General features: G+C 62.8%; 24 protein-coding genes and 2 pseudogenes. 9 read left to right on the forward strand and 17 right to left on the reverse strand.

The genetic code is table 11. The features are described from left to right. Window positions 1-72 precede the first annotated feature (72 nt). Genes L0A91_RS09310 through L0A91_RS09330 form a run of 5 tightly spaced genes read right to left on the reverse strand, consistent with a single transcriptional unit; the run spans window position 73 to window position 4,520 of the window. A complete protein-coding gene (locus tag L0A91_RS09310; protein WP_235244074.1) occupies window positions 73-744 on the reverse strand; it encodes a protein p26 in 672 nt (223 codons plus the stop codon). Then, entirely contained in the window at window positions 681-1,490 is an 810-nt protein-coding gene (locus L0A91_RS09315) for a hypothetical protein (RefSeq protein ID WP_235244076.1), read from the reverse strand. The genes L0A91_RS09310 and L0A91_RS09315 overlap by 64 nt, the downstream gene beginning before the upstream one ends. Beyond that, complete coding sequence (locus tag L0A91_RS09320) at window positions 1,478-2,851, reverse strand: hypothetical protein (protein WP_235244078.1); 1,374 nt, start codon at window positions 2,849-2,851, stop codon at window positions 1,478-1,480. The genes L0A91_RS09315 and L0A91_RS09320 overlap by 13 nt, the downstream gene beginning before the upstream one ends. Next, complete coding sequence (locus L0A91_RS09325; protein ID WP_235244084.1) at window positions 2,746-3,390, reverse strand: C-terminal helicase domain-containing protein; 645 nt, start codon at window positions 3,388-3,390, stop codon at window positions 2,746-2,748. Before L0A91_RS09325 ends, L0A91_RS09320 begins: the two co-directional genes overlap by 106 nt. Further along, window positions 3,357-4,520, reverse strand: a complete 1,164-nt coding sequence (locus L0A91_RS09330) for a DEAD/DEAH box helicase (protein ID WP_235244086.1) — start codon at window positions 4,518-4,520, stop codon at window positions 3,357-3,359. The genes L0A91_RS09325 and L0A91_RS09330 overlap by 34 nt, the downstream gene beginning before the upstream one ends. A gap of 130 nt (window positions 4,521-4,650) precedes the next feature. Between L0A91_RS09330 and L0A91_RS09335 the strand changes: the two genes are divergently transcribed. The 8 genes from L0A91_RS09335 to L0A91_RS19865 are packed head-to-tail and all read left to right on the forward strand — an operon-like array spanning window position 4,651 to window position 8,051. Then, window positions 4,651-4,908 (forward strand): hypothetical protein, encoded by a 258-nt coding sequence (locus tag L0A91_RS09335; protein ID WP_235244088.1) that lies wholly within the window; start codon window positions 4,651-4,653, stop codon window positions 4,906-4,908. A gap of 27 nt (window positions 4,909-4,935) precedes the next feature. Next, complete coding sequence (locus L0A91_RS09340; protein ID WP_235244090.1) at window positions 4,936-5,331, forward strand: molybdopterin-binding protein; 396 nt, start codon at window positions 4,936-4,938, stop codon at window positions 5,329-5,331. Next, window positions 5,328-6,128, forward strand: a complete 801-nt coding sequence (gene modA / locus L0A91_RS09345; RefSeq protein ID WP_235244092.1) for a molybdate ABC transporter substrate-binding protein — start codon at window positions 5,328-5,330, stop codon at window positions 6,126-6,128. Before L0A91_RS09340 ends, modA begins: the two co-directional genes overlap by 4 nt. Further along, window positions 6,125-6,595, forward strand: a complete 471-nt coding sequence (locus L0A91_RS18925) for a hypothetical protein (protein WP_311197756.1) — start codon at window positions 6,125-6,127, stop codon at window positions 6,593-6,595. Before modA ends, L0A91_RS18925 begins: the two co-directional genes overlap by 4 nt. Then, on the forward strand, window positions 6,496-6,969 hold the full coding sequence (locus L0A91_RS18930; protein ID WP_311197757.1) for an ABC transporter permease subunit: 474 nt from the start codon (window positions 6,496-6,498) through the stop codon (window positions 6,967-6,969). The genes L0A91_RS18925 and L0A91_RS18930 overlap by 100 nt, the downstream gene beginning before the upstream one ends. After that, the gene (locus tag L0A91_RS09355) at window positions 6,966-7,439 is read left to right on the forward strand and encodes an ATP-binding cassette domain-containing protein (RefSeq protein ID WP_235244094.1); all 474 of its coding nucleotides are present in this window, start codon (window positions 6,966-6,968) and stop codon (window positions 7,437-7,439) included. The genes L0A91_RS18930 and L0A91_RS09355 overlap by 4 nt, the downstream gene beginning before the upstream one ends. After that, a complete protein-coding gene (locus L0A91_RS09360) occupies window positions 7,405-7,947 on the forward strand; it encodes a hypothetical protein (RefSeq protein WP_235244095.1) in 543 nt (180 codons plus the stop codon). The genes L0A91_RS09355 and L0A91_RS09360 overlap by 35 nt, the downstream gene beginning before the upstream one ends. 23 nt (window positions 7,948-7,970) lie before the next feature. Beyond that, window positions 7,971-8,051: a hypothetical protein gene (locus L0A91_RS19865; RefSeq protein ID WP_397333872.1), complete on the forward strand. Its 81-nt coding sequence runs from the start codon at window positions 7,971-7,973 to the stop codon at window positions 8,049-8,051. Window positions 8,052-8,076: 25 nt separating this feature from the next. Here the strand turns inward: L0A91_RS19865 and L0A91_RS09365 are convergent, their stop codons facing one another. The 12 genes and pseudogenes from L0A91_RS09365 to L0A91_RS09415 all read right to left on the reverse strand — a co-directional run bounded on the left by L0A91_RS09365 (window position 8,077) and on the right by L0A91_RS09415 (window position 16,903). Next, the gene (locus L0A91_RS09365) at window positions 8,077-8,823 is read right to left on the reverse strand and encodes a PepSY domain-containing protein (protein WP_235244097.1); all 747 of its coding nucleotides are present in this window, start codon (window positions 8,821-8,823) and stop codon (window positions 8,077-8,079) included. A gap of 184 nt (window positions 8,824-9,007) precedes the next feature. Further along, on the reverse strand, window positions 9,008-9,463 hold the full coding sequence (locus L0A91_RS09370) for a hypothetical protein (protein ID WP_235244099.1): 456 nt from the start codon (window positions 9,461-9,463) through the stop codon (window positions 9,008-9,010). A 169-nt stretch (window positions 9,464-9,632) separates the two neighbouring features. Next, window positions 9,633-10,742, reverse strand: coding sequence for a thermonuclease family protein (locus tag L0A91_RS09375; RefSeq protein ID WP_235244101.1), 1,110 nt, complete (start codon window positions 10,740-10,742; stop codon window positions 9,633-9,635). A 133-nt stretch (window positions 10,743-10,875) separates the two neighbouring features. Further along, the gene (locus tag L0A91_RS09380) at window positions 10,876-11,664 is read right to left on the reverse strand and encodes an SDR family NAD(P)-dependent oxidoreductase (protein ID WP_311198157.1); all 789 of its coding nucleotides are present in this window, start codon (window positions 11,662-11,664) and stop codon (window positions 10,876-10,878) included. Beyond that, a pseudogene (locus L0A91_RS09385) lies at window positions 11,576-12,537 on the reverse strand (IS481 family transposase). The gene L0A91_RS09380 and the pseudogene L0A91_RS09385 overlap by 89 nt, the downstream one beginning before the upstream one ends. Window positions 12,538-12,633: 96 nt before the next feature. After that, complete coding sequence (locus tag L0A91_RS09390) at window positions 12,634-13,473, reverse strand: formylglycine-generating enzyme family protein (RefSeq protein WP_235244103.1); 840 nt, start codon at window positions 13,471-13,473, stop codon at window positions 12,634-12,636. A 151-nt stretch (window positions 13,474-13,624) separates the two neighbouring features. Next, the gene (locus L0A91_RS09395) at window positions 13,625-14,479 is read right to left on the reverse strand and encodes a hypothetical protein (protein ID WP_235244105.1); all 855 of its coding nucleotides are present in this window, start codon (window positions 14,477-14,479) and stop codon (window positions 13,625-13,627) included. A 30-nt stretch (window positions 14,480-14,509) separates the two neighbouring features. Continuing rightward, entirely contained in the window at window positions 14,510-15,487 is a 978-nt protein-coding gene (locus L0A91_RS09400) for a sulfatase-like hydrolase/transferase (RefSeq protein ID WP_260115176.1), read from the reverse strand. Beyond that, a complete protein-coding gene (locus L0A91_RS17470; RefSeq protein ID WP_260115177.1) occupies window positions 15,471-15,725 on the reverse strand; it encodes a sulfatase-like hydrolase/transferase in 255 nt (84 codons plus the stop codon). The genes L0A91_RS09400 and L0A91_RS17470 overlap by 17 nt, the downstream gene beginning before the upstream one ends. Next, on the reverse strand, window positions 15,722-15,988 hold the full coding sequence (locus L0A91_RS09405; RefSeq protein WP_235244107.1) for a sulfatase-like hydrolase/transferase: 267 nt from the start codon (window positions 15,986-15,988) through the stop codon (window positions 15,722-15,724). The genes L0A91_RS17470 and L0A91_RS09405 overlap by 4 nt, the downstream gene beginning before the upstream one ends. A gap of 50 nt (window positions 15,989-16,038) precedes the next feature. Continuing rightward, the gene (locus tag L0A91_RS09410) at window positions 16,039-16,269 is read right to left on the reverse strand and encodes a hypothetical protein (protein ID WP_235244109.1); all 231 of its coding nucleotides are present in this window, start codon (window positions 16,267-16,269) and stop codon (window positions 16,039-16,041) included. Between the two features lie 34 nt (window positions 16,270-16,303). Further along, entirely contained in the window at window positions 16,304-16,903 is a 600-nt protein-coding gene (locus tag L0A91_RS09415; RefSeq protein ID WP_235244110.1) for a patatin-like phospholipase family protein, read from the reverse strand. A 126-nt stretch (window positions 16,904-17,029) separates the two neighbouring features. On the opposite strand from L0A91_RS09415, the pseudogene L0A91_RS09420 reads away from it, so the two are divergent. Further along, a pseudogene (locus L0A91_RS09420) lies at window positions 17,030-18,171 on the forward strand (acyl-CoA dehydrogenase family protein).

Consider the following 18,171-nt stretch of genomic DNA (forward strand, 5'->3'; position numbering starts at 1 on the left):
GCGGGCTCACAAACACTCAACTCAAGAATCTCGGCGGCAGTCGTGCTCTGGCCGTCTTGGTCCAGCAACTCCTCAAGGGCTTCGCTGACGGTGAACCGAGTCAACACCTCGGGGTGTAATACGACGCCGACTGCTGGCGCTCCCGGCCAGCCAGTCGGAAAACAAAGGCGCCCTGTTGGTGGCGGACAGGCTGAGACTCCCCGTTTCGGGGTCTTCGACGCGGACGAAGTCCTTTTCATCCAGGTGGTCGGCTCGAGTGACCGGCACCACCCAGGAGCCCTTGGTGGCATCGCCAGCCTTGGCCACTTCAAAGAGGTCTTCATCGGCAAAGAAGCCGGTGTAGGACATCAGGCCTTCATAGACCGAGCCCAGTTGGTTGATGCCCAACTCGACATAGGAGATAAACCCGCGGTCGCGGCCCTTGGCCTCTTTGCTCAGCAGCAAGTGCTGCAACACCCGCTGGACGGCTTCATTGCCCAGCTTGACCTCATCGATCAGCGCCGTGGCCTCGGGTCGGAACAAGTCAGCGCGCAAGGGGTCAAACGTGAGCGCGTCGCTGCTGGCGTGGTTGGTTTGCCCGTGAGGGTGATGCCCCTGGTCGATCAGGCGTGAGAGTTGGTGCAGCGAGGCGTACAGGTGCGTGCCGTGGTGGGAGCTCTCCTGTTGCAACTCCACCAGGGTCAACTCGCGCAGTCGGTCAATGCCATAGCCGGCGTCGTATTCACTGGCGCCGGTGGGCAGCACCCCAGCTCAGGTGAGGCTTCGGCATACAGCAAAAACAGGATGCGATAGAGGTAGCGCAACGATTGCACGGCCAACACCTGGGCCTGGTCTTGCGGCAACGGCGGCAAACCTTGAGCGGCACGCCGGTTCACGACCTCATCAGCGACGATCTCCACTGATCGGCGCACCCCTTCGCGCAGGTCTTCGGAGACCCCGACCGTGTGCTTGACCGAGTCAGCCAGCACATCGCTCCACCAGATATTGCCATCGGCATCGGGGGCCAGAGAGGCCGCGTCAAGGCAAGCCAAAGCCCGGTCCAACTCGCCACCGCGCTTGGTGTCGTTGCGCTCGGTGACCAGTTGCAGGTCAACCCCGAGATAGCGGCCCTCGGGCCAGCGCTCTTGCTCAGCGATCAGGCACCAGCGGCCAGCCAACACCAGGGCAAACTGTGGAGCCTCATCGCTGACAAACAGGGCGGAGAGTTGGCGAGCGACCGAGGTAATGATGCTGCCATCGGGCTGCTCGACGGGCTCAGCCAGCGTTTTTGCGTCTTTGTCGATGAGGTCATCAAGAGCAGTGACCGGGGTCGCCTGGATCAGCACCAGTGGGGCCGGGCCGGTGACGCCCACGGTGGAGACCCTGGTCAGGGGACCATCGGCGTCCAAGGTGAATTCGCCGGTGTGATAACCCAGCACGTCAAGCAGGTCGTGGGTGAAAGCACGGGCTGCCGCCGGGTCGCTCTGGCCCTCTTCGGTCAGGCCACCCACCCGACGCTCCAGGTCGGCGCGGCTTGCGGTGAAGCGAGAACGGGTGGTCTCGGCTTCTTCGGCGTCCCAGGCTTTGCGGCGAGCAAGGACCCGGCCATGGAAGGACTCGTTGCGAGCTTCACTGGTGAAGTAGTGCTCGCTGATCCAATCTTCGCCAACGACGAAGGCATCATTGCTGGCCATGTCAGGCCTCCTGAACCGGGTGGTTGTGGGGGACGACGACGAGGAGCGGGCGGATAAAGGGCGATCCGGTGATCGCTCATCGGCCAGTTGTTGCTCTTCCTCAACGGTCGCTCGACGATCGCGCAGGTTGAGGCGCTGGCTGATGGCATCTGCCTGTTCGCTCCAGGTCTGCGCGCGCTGCCACCAGCGGCCACATGGGCTTCCGCTTGCTGGCGGGCAGCGGCAAAGGCAGGCTTGAGGGCTTCATCGGCTTGGGCCACGGCTGCCGGCATCAGGGCATTGAGCGCTGAAGCGTCGGCAATCGGGCCGGGGTTGCTGATGCCGCGTTTGATGCCCACCGAGTCGAGCAGTTCTTCTGCTGTGCGGTGTTGCGCCACCAAGGCAAAACTGGGTTGGCCCGTGGGGAACTCCACGGCCAACCACGACGAAGTCACCGTGTGACCCGAGCGGTTGGTCAACGACCCCAGCAACAGCACGGTCGGCGCGTCAACATCACCACGGACCGCGAAAACTTGGTTGCGGCCCAGGTGCGCCAAGGCTCGGTCGCTGACCCATTCCAAGATCGGGTGCAACGGCCCCAGGAAGTGCGCTTCTGGCCAGGATGAGCCGGACTCATCGGCGAGCGCATTGCGCCGCAAGGTCTCGCCCTTGGTCTTGGTGGTGGCCAACTTGAAGGTTTCGGTCACCTGGCGATCCCGCAGGTAAGACTGCGGCAACACGTTGAGTCGTTTGCGCAGGTCGCTAGGTGGCGACATCTGCACAATCTGGTCAGTGGCATATTCGCGCCAGTTGACGCCACCGCCCAGTGCGCTCAGCGGTTGTTGTGGCTCGCTGTAGACCTCGACCAGGGCTTCGCGCAGGTAGTCGGCGCGATCGGCATACAAAGTGGTGGTTTCGGTGGTTTCGGGTGCTTCTTCTTCTGCGGGCAAGGACTGCATTCGAGCAAAGAGGGCAGCGAGGTCGTTGCCTTGCTGCACCTGCCCCACTTCCTTGACCACATCATCGAGTTGCTTGCGGCCAGCCAACACGTCGCGGATGCGGTCTTCTTCGGCCTTGACGTCGTGCTCGCCCATCAGGCCAGCGACGTCGCCCAGGGCGGTGTGGGCTTCATGCTCTTTTTCGACCAAGCGAGTGAGCACCTTGAGGTCACCGGAGAAGCGGTCGTGGGTGGGCTCCAACACCAAGGTGGTGATTTGCGGCTGGTGACGCTGGCCATACCGGTCGATGCGGCCGTTGCGCTGTTCCAGGCGGATGAGGGACCAGGGATGTCGTAGTGCACGAGCTCATGGCATTGCAGGTGCAAGTTGACGCCCTCAGAGGCAACGTCGCCGGTGATCAGGATGCGGATCGGCGACGACTCTTGTTTGAAGCTCTCAACAACCTCTTGCTGCTCCTGGTCAGAGAGCTGGCCTTGCAGGATCGCGACGGCGTCATCGGGCAGTTTGAACTCTTTGGTCAGGCGAGCGGCCAGCCAGTCGAGGGTGGCGATGCGCTCGGCAAAGATGACCACCCGCTCCGGTTTGTTGCGGCCGATGCCGATCTTTTTGAGGTAATCAACCAGGGCGCCATATTTGCCGCCCCGCTCGGCCAAAGATCGCTCGTTGAGGTGTTGCAGATCACGCAACGCTTCGATCTCGACGGCTTCGGTGACGAGGGTGGGGTCGAGGCGATTGATGCGCTGCTTCAGGGTGGCCTGCAGCGCGGCCGGCGAAGACAAGAAGGCCTTGGCCAAGGTCCACGAAAATAGGCGGGAGTTGCCGGAGTGGGGGCTGCTGCCTTGCGGGTGCAGCCAGCGGTCGGCCAACTCGTGGGCCACGGCGTCTTCGGCCGGATCGGGGCGACCGGGATGTTTTGCGGGGTCTTGCGCTCAGCCCAATCGTTGCCGACCACCCTGGCCACCTCGGGGCTGTGCCGGTGACGGCGCAACACCAGGCGCTGGACCTCTTCTTCGATGACGGTGCCATCGGGTCGCACCGCGGTGGGCTCGAGCAGACGGATCAACTCGGCGAACGACTCGGCCTTGCCGTTGTGCGGGGTGGCTGAGGCGAGGATCAAGGCGTCCGTCTGCGGAGCGAGGACACTGGCCAGCCGGTTGTTTTGGGTGGCGTTGTTGGTGACGTTGTGTGATTCGTCGATGACGACGGCATCCCAACGGTGCTTGCGCAGGTGGGACAAATAGCGGTCGCTCTTGAGGGTGTCGATGGAGATGATGGCCCGCTTGTAGAGCGAGAACGGGTTGCGGGTCGACGGCAGTTGCTGCCGGACCCGCTGAATGCCGACGGAGTCAAGGCGGACAAACGGCAACGCGAACCGAATCCACATCTCCTGCTGCATCTGCTCCAAGACGTGTCGGGGCGTGACGATCAGGATGCGCTCGCCCCGGCCACGGCGGACCAACTCAGCCAGGATCATGCCGATTTCGAGGGTCTTGCCGAGACCGACAGCATCGGCCAGCAAGATGCGCGGGCGCAGGTTGGCCGGGTCGAGAGCGCGGCGGACGGCCTCTTGTTGATAGTCCAACGGGTCGGCCAGTGCTTCACCAGACACAGTGATCGACTGGTCATCGACCGGCAACGGAGTCTTGCGCAAGGTGGCTTCGAGCCAGAGCAGCGCACGGCGATTGCCGGGCGAATCGTCGCCAACCACCGTGGCAGCAGCCGGGTCGAGGACCTCAATGTCGTCAAGGCCCTGGTAGAACATCGCCGAGGTGTCTTTCACCAACTCGGATAGCCCACGGACCGAAACTAAAGCCCCATCGCTGGTCTGTTCAACGCTCGTGACCAGCCATTCCTCATCACGCACGACAACGATTGAGCCGGGCGCGACCGCCAGTGTGGATTCCGACATCTATGTCCTCAAGTCCCCGATTGGTGTTGAAGTTTCAACCCTAACTGAGGGCGCGTCGACCGGCAGAGCATGGCACGTGTGCCTCGGCTCTGACACAGTGGCACCGCACCCGCCCCTTGAAGGAGCCCCAATGGCCAAGGTCCGCAATTTATCGCCCGGAACGCAACGCGTGGACGTGCACCCCACCGAAGTGGATGCCTTCTACCAGGTCGTGGAGGCCGAGGACGGCACAAAGTATCTCCACATTTCAACATTCGGGTCTGATTCGAGGAAGTCAGCACCAAAGATGAGCCAAGCCATACAACTGGACGCTCAAACAGCCCGTGAACTCGTGGCCGTGATTCAGGACGCTTTCTGGTCATCGGGAGCGAAGCCCGGTAGCTCTTAATGCAAAAGCGGCTGTATTGTCGCATTCATGACGCATTTGCGAGTCTCTGAGATCTCCCAGCTCGTCGGCGTCTCCTCCGACACCGTCCGCCGAGCCATTGACCACGGCACGCTGCCAGCCAGCCAAGACGCTCAAGGGCGCACGGTGGTGCCCGGCGCCGATGTCGCTCGCTATGCCCAAGACCTCGCAAACCTGCCCCGCGGCGGCGACTCACCACTCAATTCGGCACGCAACCAACTGCACGGCATCGTCACCAACATCACGATGAACACCGTGATGGCCCAGGTCGACACCCAATGTGGCCCGTTTCGTGTCGTGTCGTTGCTCAGCGCTGAATCGGTGCGCGAGATGGGGCTTGAGGTCGGCAGCGTCGTGGTCGCTGGTGTCAAAGCAACGCACGTCACCATCGGCTTGCCCCAATGATCCGCCGGTATGCGGTCGCGTTGGCTGCGAGCGCCGCGCTCGTCCTGAGTGGTTGCTCGGACTGGGTCTTCAACGGCGGTCCCCTTGATGACCCATCCGCTGAGCCCGAGAGCCGCGAGTCGATCACGATTTTGGCGGCAGCATCATTGACCACTGTGCTGCCCGAGATCGAAGAAGCCTGGGCCGCCGAGGGCATCGACTATGACCTGGACATCAGCTTTGCCGGGTCATCAACCATCGTGCAGCAGGTCAACGAGGGCGCCCCGGCAGATGTGATCTTGTTGGCCGGTGAGTCATCGCTGTCTACGTTGATCACCCCAGACGGCGCCCCGGCAACCAGCCCGGTCATCTTTGCTACCAACAGCCTCACCCTCGCGGTGCCCGCCAATAACCCCGCCAATATCACCAGCCTGGCCGACCTCGACCTAGCCATCACGCCCAACGACAGCCCCACCCTCGTCGTCTGTGCCCAGCAAGTGCCGTGCGGAGAGGCTTCGGAGCAGATGTTTGCCCAGGCTGGCTTCTCCCCCGACATCGCCTCCTTTGAGCCAGATGTGCGAGCCACCTTGGCCAAAGCCAGCAGCGGTGAGGCGGACGCCGCCGTGGTGTATCGCACCGATATCGCCGCAGCCACCAGTGACGTCACCGCCATCGACATCCCCGACGACATCAACGTCACCAATCGCTACCCGGCACTTGCAATCAGCGACAACCCCCAAGCTCCTGCCTTGATCGATGACCTCTTGGGCGACACCGCACAACAAGTGCTCACTGAGGCTGGCTTCGGGGCACCATGACTCCCCGCTCCACTAGCACCGACTCAGCAAGCACCAACTCAGCCAGAGCAGCCCGCCAAGACAACACCGCACAGCGCCTCGGCTGGGCCATCGGCATCCCAGCGTGGGTCGCCGTCGCCTTCCTAGCTATCCCCCTGCTGGCCCTGCTCACCCGGGTGGATTGGCCAAACTTCGCCAGTGACCTGACCAGCCCGGTGGCCCTCGAAGCCCTCAAATTGAGCGCAATCACCACCAGCATCACCCTGGTGATCGTGCTGATCTTCGGCACACCGCTGGCCTGGGTTCTCGCCCGCAGCACCGGCCGCTGGGTCCCGCTGGTGCGGGCGCTGATGACCGTGCCGCTGGTGTTGCCCCGGTCGTCGGCGGCGTGGCCCTGCTCGCCGCATACGGGCGCCTGGGGTTGTTGGGGCAGCCGCTTGACCTGGCCTTTGGCATCACGATCCCGTTCACCACGGTGGCTGTCGTGATGGCCGAGGTGTTCGTCGCGCTGCCGTTTTATGTCATCACCGTCGAAGGGTCGATGCGCAGCCTGGACCGGCGCTATGACCAGGTGGCGGCGACGCTGGGAGCATCGCCGTGGCGCATCTTCACCCGGGTCGCCGTCCCGATGGTCGCCCCCGGTTTGGCTGCCGGCGCGGCCCTGGCCTGGGCTCGGGCACTGGGTGAATTTGGGGCCACCATCACCTTTGCTGGCAACTTCAGCGGCCGCACCCAAACCGTGCCGCTGGCCGTCTTCACCCTGCTGGAGCAAGATCCCGATGCCGCCGTCGCGTTGTCGGTGTTGATGTTGCTGATCTGCGTTGTGGTGCTGGCCTCGCTGCGGAGCAGGTGGCTGTTGTGAGCAAACACCTCACCCTCGACGTATGCGTCGAGCGCCCCGACTTCGCCCTCACCGCTGCCCTTGAGTTGGCACCGGGCAGCGTCACCGCCTTGCTCGGACCCAACGGCTCGGGCAAATCAACGCTATTGCTGGCCTTGGCTGGTTTGGTCCCCGTGCCCCACGGCAGCATCAGCGCCCACGACGGGGCAGACACCACCGCGTGGAGCGGGCCAGGGCAACACCTGGGCGCCCAAGAGCGCAATGTCGGCTTGGTGTTGGCCGAGCCGATGCTGTTTGGCCACCTCAGCGTGCTCGACAACGTCGCGTTCGGCCCTCACAGCCGCGGAGTGAGCAAGCACGACGCCAGGGCGCGCGCATACCAAGAGTTGGACGGGGTTGGCTTGGCTGCGCTGCCCAGCGCAACCCCACCAGCTGTCCAGCGGCCAAGCTCAACGGGTGGCGTTGGCTCGAGCGTTGGCCACCGACCCTGACCTGTTGCTGCTCGATGAGCCGCTCTCGGCCCTGGACCCAGACACGGCAAGCACCACCCGCGCTGACCTGCATCACCGACTCTCCACCTTCTCCGGGACGACGGTGATCGTCACCCACGATCCGGTGGATGCGCTGACGTTGGCTGATGAGTTGGTCTTCCTGGAGCACGGTCGCGTCGTGCAATCTGGCAGGCCAGCAGCGGTGATTGCGCAACCACGTAACGCCTTTGTTGCCTCGATCGTGGGGCTGAATCTGCTCAGTGGAACGGTCCGCGTCGGCGAGCGCGTCACCCTGCGCACCGACGATGGCTTTGAGGTCGTCACCGCCGAAGACCCTGATCAGCACACTGATGGCGCCCTGATGTGGGCCACCATCGACCCGGTCGCCATTGCCCTCTATGAGTCACCGGCCACCGGGTCCACCCGCAACACCTGGGGTATGCGGGTCAGCAGCATCAGCATCACCGGCCAGCGGGCACGGATCGGGCTAGCGGCGACATCCACCTGACCGCCGAAATCACCACGACCTCGGTGGCTCAACTGGGCCTGATCGCTGGCAAGCAGATCTGGGCCGGAGTTAAAGCCACCGAGGTCAGTGTCTATCCCGCCTAGCCATCTCAGGCTGCGGCGCGACAGGTTAGTCGCGGTCGTTGTCGACGTCTTGCTCCAAGATGCTCTCGTCACCCGCGTCGATAATGAGGTCAACGAAGGTGCCATCGTCGGCGGCGACCTCAACATCCCAGATGACGAAGCCGTCTTCGGTGCCCAACCGGGCTGAGTCAACGTTGCCTGGCGCTGCCGCCAAAGCTGCATCTTCAGCCTGAGCCTGTGTCACCGTAGCGAGGTCTTCCAACGGGGTGGCGTCGGCTGGCACGGCGATGGAGCCAACGATGTCGTCCCGGTCGCTGTCGTTGTCGTCGTCATCACGGTCTGCCTCCTGCTCCAAGATGCTCGCGTCTCCTGCGTCAACGAGCAGGTCAACCATGGAGCCCTCTGCAGTGCGGACCTCGACCTCCCACACCACGAAGCCATCTTCCTCGTCCAAGGCGATGTAATCAACGGTGCCGGCCTCGGCTGCTAGGGCGGCGGCTTCGGCTTCAGCCTCGGTGACCGTCGCGGCTGCGGCCAGCGCGCTGTCGTCGTCTGCGCTGCCGCCATCTGGGCTGCCTTGCGTAGACGTCTCTTGCGCGGCCGTCTCCTCAGCTGAGGTGTCAGTGGCAGAGTCATCGACCGAGGTTTCATCAGCGACGGTCTCCGTTGCGCTGACCGTGCCGTTGATGTCTGACTCGTCGTCACCATTGAGGGCCACCGCTGCCGTCACACCGCCAGCCAGCAGCAGCACTCCAGCGCCAGCCGCGATCATCGTGTTTTTGTTGCTCGCCATGTCGTTGTCCTCTCGGTCGGGTGGGCCGGTCGGCCCCTTGCTCCGAGGACAACTCTGCCGTGACGCTGCTGAGGAGAACCTGAGACACCTGAGAGGCTCCTCAGGAAGCGTCGCGACACCCGACCCAGGTGGCTGACCGAACAATGTGGATGGGTATCGACCTGAGACAGATCGACCGCGTACCTCAATCGGAGCCGGCTACTTCTCGTTCAGGCATCGGCAAGAGACACGTAACTGCAGACACGGCCCCCACCAGCACTGCAAACCGGGTATGCGGCAGCGACTTGCCCGCTTCGGCGCGCTTCTTGCCGTGCTGGTAAATCCACCGCTCCACCATCACCGTGGTCGCAGCTAGGCCAACAACAGCAACGGCTCCGGCAGCGATAACCCCCACTTTGCCCTTGTCTGGCACCTGCTCAAAGGTGTCTCTGAGGGCTTGGAGCCCCTCGAGGGCCCCGCGCTGTATTTCCTCGCTCTGCCGGACATCGACACCGGTGACCGCCAAGACCCCACCGGCTAGGGCTGACTTCACCACGGTCCGGATAGCGGCCGAGTCGATGAAGTCGGGTGTTGCGTAGTAGATGGTCGTCGCCAGCCCCGTGACAATGGCAACCTGCGCAGATTTCGGCCTGATATGCATACGCCATCTTGAGTCGTCCCAACCCACCATGGCAACCCCAACCCCGCCGATTCATTCGCGAACCTGCAGAATTATTCGCCCGGTTCGCGAATGAAAAACGGCTAGCGGCTACGGCACGAGGGGTGCCCTCGTGGTGCAATCGATCGGGGTGTAACTCCGGCCCTGATCATCAATGTAGGGGCCTCCGATATATGCACGACATCCCGTATACCCCGCCCCAGGCTGAGATGGTGCAGGGCTGGAGCCGGTTGCGGCGCGGGGCTGGAGCCGGTTGCGGCGCCGGTTGTGAATCAGAATTTGACGCCCCAGGCGCTTCCTGCGAAGGATCCTGTTGCTCGTGCGCCTGCTCAGCAGCCTGACGGTCAGCTTCGGCTTGCTTGGCTTCCTCCCGATCGGCTTCGGCCTGCTCAGCCGCCTGACGGTCCGACTCTTCCTGCTCTACTTCGGCCTGTACCTTTCGCGCTGAACCACTGGTTTCAAGGAGAGCAGTTGCAGCCTTCCGATTGTCTTCTTCGAGATCCTCGCGGGCGATAATTGCATCATCACGCAGGCCCTCAGCGACCCCAAGATTCGCCTGAGCGTCGGCTCGGTAACTCTGCAACTCGCCGCTCGGCATCCCCGCTGCGGCAAGAGTGCCCGGGTCTGCTGAGTCAATGAGTGCAAGGAGCGCGGTCGCCTCGGCGATCAACACGACCGCCGAATCTTCAGCCGCCATTGGGTCAGTCGCCGCAACGCTCTGGGCATCGGAAACGCTATCCGTGAGAGCCTGGGAGCGGCTCGCGAAGGTGCAATCTTCGGAGGGCGAGAACACTCCTCGCTCCCCTTCTTGTGCTTCTTCGAAGGCCGCCGCGACCTCGTCGTAGAACCGCGCGTTGGGTTCAAACAGCACTGGCACGCCGAGGCCTGCCCGGGCAATCTCGGCGTTAACCAAGACGTCGTCCTGCGTGACCCCAGCTAGTTCTCGGCCATATGAGTCGAACCTCTCCTCGTCGTAGTCAAGCGTCGCCTCAGAACCAACTGGCAATTGCTCAGCTAGGAATTGCGAGGCTTCTGGCCCCAGGCACTCGACCGCCTTTGCCGGGTCCTTGGTCTCTGGGGTGTCGACGTTGAGCAGGCGCACGGTCACAATCTCACCATCGCGGTTGACCTCGATGGTGTCCCCATCGATAACGCGCTCCACCACGACATCGTCACCGCTCAAAGAGCTCGCAATCGCTGTCCCTGCAACGACGCCAGCACCCCCGAGGGCCGCAACGGCAACCCACTTCAACGCACCCACTTATACCTCCTTGTAAATTTGCACGCCACGGACCTCCCTGTGCCCGAATACGTGACCGCACCCTAACCCGTGCGGATTCATTCGCGAGCCTGCAGAATTATTCGCCCGGTTCGCGAATGAATCGGCGCAGGGGCTAGCGGGTCAGGAGAGCCTCAATCTGCTCAACGACCGCAGCGTTCTTGGCCGCATCTAGCGCATCCTCGTGTGGGTCCCCAGAGCTGCATATGTCGTCATCGAAGTAACGGCCAGTCACGTCCGCAAAATCATCACTGGTAGCGGCACGCACGAGGATGTCGACCCCGATGTTGATGTCGTTACCCGAATAGCCAAAGCCTTCGCGGACCATGTTGGTAGCCAGCAGCGAGCCAGGGTTGATCGCCAGCACCACGGGGCCCGAGTCACCCAGCTCATCCGCCAGGTGCCGGGACCACATCGTGATGGCCAGTTTGCTCTGCGCATAGGCATCCATGTCCGCAATCCGGACTGAGCCACCCAGGGCATCCAGGTCGACCGGCGCCTGAGCAGCCGAGGACAAGTTGAGCACTCGGGCGCCGGGAGCCAACGCGGGCAACAAGCGCCGTGTCAGCAGATAAGGCGCCACGGTGTTCACGACAAAGCGCGAGTCCAGGCCGGCATCAGTGACCGGAGTCGGCGTCCGATAGACACCGGCGTTGTTGATCAAAACATCCAGCGAGTATGCGGCGTCCAGGATTTCGCTGGCCATCGCCTCAACGGCGGACAGGTCCGACAGGTCGGCCTGCAGCGTCCCGATGACCGCGCCTTCTCGGGCTTCGTTGACGACTCCTTGGGCAGCCCCTTGTGTGAAGGCTGAGCTAGCTGTTCTTCCCCGTGAGGTTGTGAACGCGGTCTGAGGGTGTTTGGCCGTCGATGCCGGTGTGGGGTCTGTGGTGATTGTAGTGATGGATCCAGTCTTGGTAGGTCGCTGCTCGGTCTTCGTCGCTCGCGTATGAGGCGGCGTAGGCCCACTCGGCAGCGAGGGTGCGGTTGAAGCGTTCGACTTTGCCGTTGGTCTGGGGCCGGTAGGGCCGAGTCCATCGGTGTTTGATCGTGCCGAGCGCAGCAGCGAAGTCGCGGGAGCGGTAGCAGGAGCCGTTGTCGGTCATCACGGCCGTCACCGTGATCCCCGCGGCTTGGAAGAACGCGTTGGCGCGTTCCCAGAACGCGGAGGCGGTCTCTTTGCGTTCGTCGTCGAGGATCTCCGAATAGGCCAGCCGGGAGTGGTCGTCGACGGCGTGGTGGAGGAACGCGTAGCCGCGTCCCTTCTTCTTGTTGTTGCGGTTCCCGGCTTGCCGCCCCAACATGCGATGCCCGCCCCCGTCGGGGATGCGGCCCTGCTTCTTGATATCCACGTGCACGAGCTGACCCGGCTCAGCGAGCTCGTAACGGATCGGCTTCGCCCTCCGCACCCGGACACCGCTCGACTGATCGATATGGGTCAGCAACGGCATCCGAAAGCGGGCGAGGACCCGTCCGACAGTTGATCGATGCAGCCGGAGATGAAACGCGATCCGGTGCGGTCCCCACCGGCGGTTGACCCGCAATCCGACGATTCGCCGTTCGACGCGCTGCGGGAGACGCGAGGGCGACGTCCGGGGTCGGGAGCTGCGATCGACCAAGGATGCCCCGACCCGATAGCGGTCGGCCCACCGTTTCGCCGTCGCCGGTGAACACTGAAACCGTTCCGCGGCCCGACGAAGGGACCAACCCCGATCAACGATCAGGACCGCGAGACGACGACGCCCTTCCGGCGTCAAGGAGCGTTAGCGTGAGTCACGAAGACCTCCGTGTTTGGACAGTGAGTGTGGTAACCCACATCCTGCACGGAGGTCTTCGCTATCTCAGACGTTCACAACCTGCCGGGGAAGAACAGCTAGCGAGCGACGCGGAAGCCTAGGTTGCCAGTGGTGCTGTCGGGGGTGTTGGCGCTGCGCGAATCGACCCGATAGCGCCAGCAATAACTCTCGTGGCACAAGTAAGAACCGCCGCGCATCACTTTGGCTTGGCCCGCTTCCGGCCCACGCGGATCCACCTCCGCAGAAACCGCGTAATAACCCGGATCAAACCAGTCGGAGCACCACTCCCAGACGTTGCCGGTGACCTCGTGCAACCCGAGCGCATTGGGCGGATACGTACCGACTGGGCACGTGCCAGCCCAACCATCTTCTGTGGTGTTGTTCCCCGGGAACTCTCCTTGGAAGACGTTCATCCGGTGCTCACCATCTGGCTCCCGCTCATCGCCCCACGGGAAGTGTGAGCCTTCAATTCCCCCGCGAGCAGCGAACTCCCACTCGGCTTCGGTGAGCAGTCGGGTGCCGCTCCATTCGCAGAATGCCATCGCATCGTGCCAACTGACATGCACAACCGGGTGGTCGCCTCGGCCTTCAAGGTTGCTCTGAGGCCCTTCAGGGTGGGCCCAATCGGCACCGATCACTTCGCGCCACCATGGCGCCGTCGCGACGCCTCGAGTGGGCGGAAACTCATCAGGCAATAACCCGCCGAAAACGAAGGAGTTGTTGAACACTTCTGCCGTCGAACGATGACCGGTTGCCGCAACGAATGCGGCGAACTGGTCATTCGTCACCGCATAAGGCCCAACACTGAAACCACCCACGTCGACGGTATGCGCAGGGCCCTCGCCATCGTCCCGATAGCCGCGGGGGTCATCGGTGCCCATCGTGAACGAACCACCGGCGACTTCAACGAACGTCATCTCCAGGGCAGGATTATCCGAACGCTCAGCATTTCCAGGGTTAACCGGAGCCGTCCGCAGAACCCTGAGGCTCTGGGCTCTGCGGACGGCTCGGGCTACAACATTCACTCATGCAGCGATTATCGCCTGTCTAACTCCTCGGTGAGTGCACTTACTGACGACGCAACGAAGCAGTGACATAGCCCGCCGGGTCAGGGTGAGCACCTGGATCGATGTCGATCACGACGTGATGCAGAGTGCCCTCGAAGTGTCCATGCGGGTCATCGCTGCCAAAGTCCTCGACGATCATCGAGCCGGTGTCGACGCCAACATCAGCAGCATCAGTCAAGGCGTAGAGGTAGCCACAGGTCTTCTCGATACGGCCCTCGCCGACGACCTCGCCGTTGACCAAAACCCGACCGTCGCCGCCCTTACCAGCACCGTCACCGTCGTAGTCGAACTCGAAGCGGATCTCATGGTCGCCAGCAGGCAGAGCCGACTCGCCACGCACGAAGTAGCGCTCCAGACCAACCCAGTTGTGGACATACGTGGGCACGCCTTGGTGTAGGTAGAGCGCCCAGCCGCCGAAGCGTCCGCCCTGAACCATGATCACGCCGCTATCTGCATCGGTCTGCGTGGTCACGGTCGCCACAACGGCGTGCGACTTGTTTTTGACATCCGGGACGGTGTTTTCGCCCAGGTGCATCATGCCCGGATACAGCGTCAAGGTCGTCCGATCACCCAGCAGGCTGGGCCGCCCGACCAGTTGTGCATCAAAACGCAGCGCCTTGCGGTCATCAAGGGGGAAGACCTGATACTTCGAGCCCTCGATGAGGAAGAGTTCCTTCATCCGAGCCAATCGCTCAGGCTCCTCGGCAGCCAGGTTGTTGATCTGTGTCGGGTCATCGGGACCGTACAGTTCCCACTCGTCCTCGGGGAACGGGTGCCCGGAGGTGCCCAAGGTCCAAGGAATCTCGTGGATCGTGCAGGCTGACCAACCCTTGTGATAGATCCCGCGGTTACCCATGATCTCGAAGTACTGGGTGGTGGAGTTTCATCAGCCTCGGGCGTCAAAGGCGTAGTTGAACTCGGTGCCTTCAATCGGCTTCTGCGCCACGCCGTTGACCGAGGTCGGCTCGGGGATGCCAGCCGCTTCCAGGATCGTCGACGCAATGTCGATGACGTGCGTGAACTGATCACGGATGCCGTCCTCGGCCTCGATGCCACCAGGCCAGTGCACGATCATCCCGGTCCGGGTGCCACCCCAGTGGCTCGCGATCTGCTTCGTCCACTGATACGGCGTGTTCATCGCGTGCGCCCAACCCACGGTGTAGTGGTTGAACAGTCGGTCCGACCCGATCTCGTCGAGATGAGTGATCATCTCTTCGACGGTCTCTTCCACCAGGTTGTAGGCCGCGTATTCATTTAGTGACCCGTCGGGGCCACCCTCACCGCTGGCGCCGTTGTCGCCCAGGACGTAGAAGATCAGCGTGTTGTCGAGTTCGCCCAGGTCCTCCAGTGCGTCAACCACGCGGCCAACCTGCTCGTCGGTATGCGTAGCGAACCCGGCATACCCCTCCATCATCCGGGAGAACAACCGGTGGCGGTCCTCATCGAGACCCTCCCAGTCCGGGATGCTCTCTGGGCGTGGCGTCAACTCGGCGTCTTCGGGCACCACACCAAGCTCGTTCTGCTTGGCCAACGTCAACTCACGCTGCTTGTCCCAGCCGTGGTCAAAGGCACCGGAATAACGCTCGACATACTCCGGTGGGGCGTGGTGCGGTGCGTGCGTGGCGCCGAAGGAGAGATAGGTGAAGAACGGCTTGTCTGGCGTCATCGCCTTTTGCTCACGAATGTAGGAAATCGTGCGCGTCGCCAGGTCTTCGCTCAGGTGATAGCCCGGCTCGTCTGGGGTGTCGATGGCCGTGGTGCCCTCAAAGAGCGTCGGGTTGTAGTTGTCGGTTTCGCCCCCGAGGAAGCCATAATACTTCTCAAAGCCCTCGCCGGTAGGCCAGTGGTCATACGGACCAGACACACCCCTCCCAGACGGGGAGTTGGTGCCACTTGCCGAAGCATGCCGTGTTGTAGCCGTTCAGCTTCAACACCTCAGCAACGGGTGCCGCGCTGGGCGGGCGGGCCGAGGTCGTACCCGGGAATGCGGTGGCGATTTCGGTGATGGCAGCCATGCCCACCGAGTGGTGGTTACGACCGGTGAGCATGGCAGCTCGAGTGGGAGAACACAGCGCCGTGGTGTGGAAGCGGTTGAATTTCAACCCTCCTTGGCCAGTCGCTCAGCAGTGGGCGTCTCACACGGCCCCCCGAAGGCTGAAGTAGCGCCAAAGCCCATGTCGTCGATGAGCACAATCAACACATTGGGCGCACCATCTGGTGGTCGAAGTTGAGACGTGGTCTCCGGTAGGTCTGCCTCACGCGCATCGACCGGGAAGGTCGGCGTTCGAGTCGGAGTGACGATGGGAAGCGTCGAACGATAGGCATCCAGATATCGACCACTGGACAATGGCTGCTTATTCTCCATGTTTCATATTAAGAGGGTCAACCGGCCACAAGGTAAGAGGAACGGGCTAACTATTCGACGCCTACGTAACGATCCGTGCTGCTCCCGTAGAGACCCGGGCCATCGATCCGTAGCGTCTTCAGTTGCGCACGCGTCACTGCCAAGGCGTCACGCATGAGGTCTTCACTCTGATCAAAGTCAAGCGGAGAAACCACCCGCCCAGGTGGCGTGTTCAGATAAACCACCGGCAGCTCACGGGAAACGGCTGAGATGGCAACTTCAGTCTGTTGATGCTGCTGCACCCGGTTCACGCGCGTCAGCAACCCTCTACAGCACCTAAGGAGCCTTCTGGAGTCGGGATGGTGCAGTCCAAAACCACGACCGACCCTGCACCACGGTCATATGCCTCTGTGATCGGCACGTTCGCCAGAATTCCGCCGTCCACCAGCAACTTGCCGTTGAGTTCAACGGGCGGGAATATCCTGGAATCGAACAACTCGCGATCAACGCGGGCGCCAGTGGGCCTTTGTCAATGACGCACACCCGAGAGCTGCGAAGGTCGACCGTCACCGCAGCGAACGGGATCGGCAACTGCTCGAATGTGGTGGCTTTGAGTGCCCCAGCCACGGCAGCAGCAACTCCTTCCGCGCCGACCAAGCTTGTCCGGGTCTCGCGAAACTGCCGCAAGACGTGCAGCAGGTTGGAGTCGAAGATATGACTACGCTCGACGGTCATCCACGCCTGACGCAGCCGCGCGGGGGCAGCGTCGATGTCTTCGCTAAGTATGGCGCCGTTTAGTGATCCCACCGACGTGCCCAGAATCATGTCGGGCCGGACGTCCGACTCCGCCAGTGCCTCGAGCATTCCCACGTGAACCGCGCCCAGACTGGCACCACCACCCAAGACATACGCAATCGGTGCAGGTAGATTCTTCATGCTGTGGCCAACGCCTGTTGCCGTCATAAGAGAACTATGGCGCAAGTTAACCACCTTGGCACTTAGCAATGGGGCTTAGCACCGCCCACTGGTGTTGCCCCCACGACAACTGGCTAAGGTCGCTTTATGGCCGTGCAACGAGTGCTCCCCACCGAAGAAGCTGAGGACCTGATCGAGCTGGTCCGCGACATCGTGGCGGAGCAGTTGCTCCCCCAGGTCGACGCGGCCGAAGCCGAAGGGCGATTCCCGCGAGAGGTTTTCGCGATGCTGGGCGAAACCGGGCTCCTCACGTTGCCTTATTCAGAGAGCAAGGGTGGCGGCGGTCAGCCCTATGAGGTTTACCTGCAAGTCCTCGAAGAGATTGCCTACGGCTGGACCTCGGTCGCAGTCGGGGTCTCCGTGCACTCCCTGACCTGCTTCCCGCCAGCCACGGCGGCAACCCCGAGCAGCAGGAGAAGTACCTGCCCGCGATGATGAGCGGCTCGCAATTAGGCGCTTACTGCCTGTCTGAGCCGCAGGCCGGCTCCGACGTTGCAGCCATCCGCACCAAGGCCACTGCGACCGAGGATGGGTATGCGCTGACCGGCAACAAGGCCTGGATCAGCCACGCAGGGCACGCCGACTTCTACACGACCTTCGCCCGCACCAGCGACGACAAAGGCAAGGGGCTCTCCTGTTTCTTGGTGCCTTCCGATGCTGATGGCCTGACCTTCGCCGAGCCCGAAAAGAAGATGGGCTTGCACTGCTGACCCGGTCGCTGAAGTCCTCTTCGATCAGACGCCCGTCGACGCAGATCGCCTGATCGGCAAGCCTGGTCAGGGCATGGCCATCGCCCTTGCTGCTCTGGAGGCTGGCCGGCTCGGGATTTCCGCTGTTGCTGTCGGCCTAGCGCAACGTGCCCTTGATGTCGCGTCACAGTATGCGGGCGAGCGCGAGCAGTTTGGCAAGCCGATTATTGCCAACCAGGGCCTGGCTTTTTTGCTCGCCGACATGGCCGCTGCCGTGGGCTCAGCCCGCGCCGCTTATCTACACGCCGCACGCCTGAAGGACGCGGGCAAACCGCATACCTTGAGGCGTCCATCGCCAAGCTCACGGCCACCGACGCGGCGATGAAGGTCACCACGGATGCGGTCCAGGTGCTGGGCGGTTATGGCTACACGACGGACTTCCCGGTTGAGCGCTTCATGCGCGAAGCCAAGGTCATGCAAATCTTTGAAGGCACGAACCAAATCCAGCGACTGGTCATCTCGCGCCAGTTGACGTCCTAA

Source organism: Ornithinimicrobium sp. INDO-MA30-4 (assembly GCF_021535045.1).
Taxonomy (GTDB): Bacteria; Actinomycetota; Actinomycetes; order Actinomycetales; family Dermatophilaceae; genus Ornithinicoccus.

Coding starts and splice junctions, on each gene's coding strand:
- L0A91_RS09340 (WP_235244090.1), top strand. CDS start 4,936: ATGACGCATTTGCGAGTCTCTGAGATCTCCCAGCTCGTCGGCGTCTCC.
- L0A91_RS18925 (WP_311197756.1), top strand. CDS start 6,125: ATGACTCCCCGCTCCACTAGCACCGACTCAGCAAGCACCAACTCAGCC.
- L0A91_RS09390 (WP_235244103.1), bottom strand. CDS start 13,473: ATGACGTTCGTTGAAGTCGCCGGTGGTTCGTTCACGATGGGCACCGAT.
- L0A91_RS09330 (WP_235244086.1), bottom strand. CDS start 4,520: ATGTCGGAATCCACACTGGCGGTCGCGCCCGGCTCAATCGTTGTCGTG.
- L0A91_RS09365 (WP_235244097.1), bottom strand. CDS start 8,823: ATGGCGAGCAACAAAAACACGATGATCGCGGCTGGCGCTGGAGTGCTG.
- L0A91_RS09335 (WP_235244088.1), top strand. CDS start 4,651: ATGGCCAAGGTCCGCAATTTATCGCCCGGAACGCAACGCGTGGACGTG.
- L0A91_RS09415 (WP_235244110.1), bottom strand. CDS start 16,903: ATGAAGAATCTACCTGCACCGATTGCGTATGTCTTGGGTGGTGGTGCC.
- L0A91_RS09370 (WP_235244099.1), bottom strand. CDS start 9,463: ATGCATATCAGGCCGAAATCTGCGCAGGTTGCCATTGTCACGGGGCTG.
- modA (WP_235244092.1), top strand. CDS start 5,328: ATGATCCGCCGGTATGCGGTCGCGTTGGCTGCGAGCGCCGCGCTCGTC.
- L0A91_RS09395 (WP_235244105.1), bottom strand. CDS start 14,479: ATGGGTAACCGCGGGATCTATCACAAGGGTTGGTCAGCCTGCACGATC.
- L0A91_RS09405 (WP_235244107.1), bottom strand. CDS start 15,988: ATGGAGAATAAGCAGCCATTGTCCAGTGGTCGATATCTGGATGCCTAT.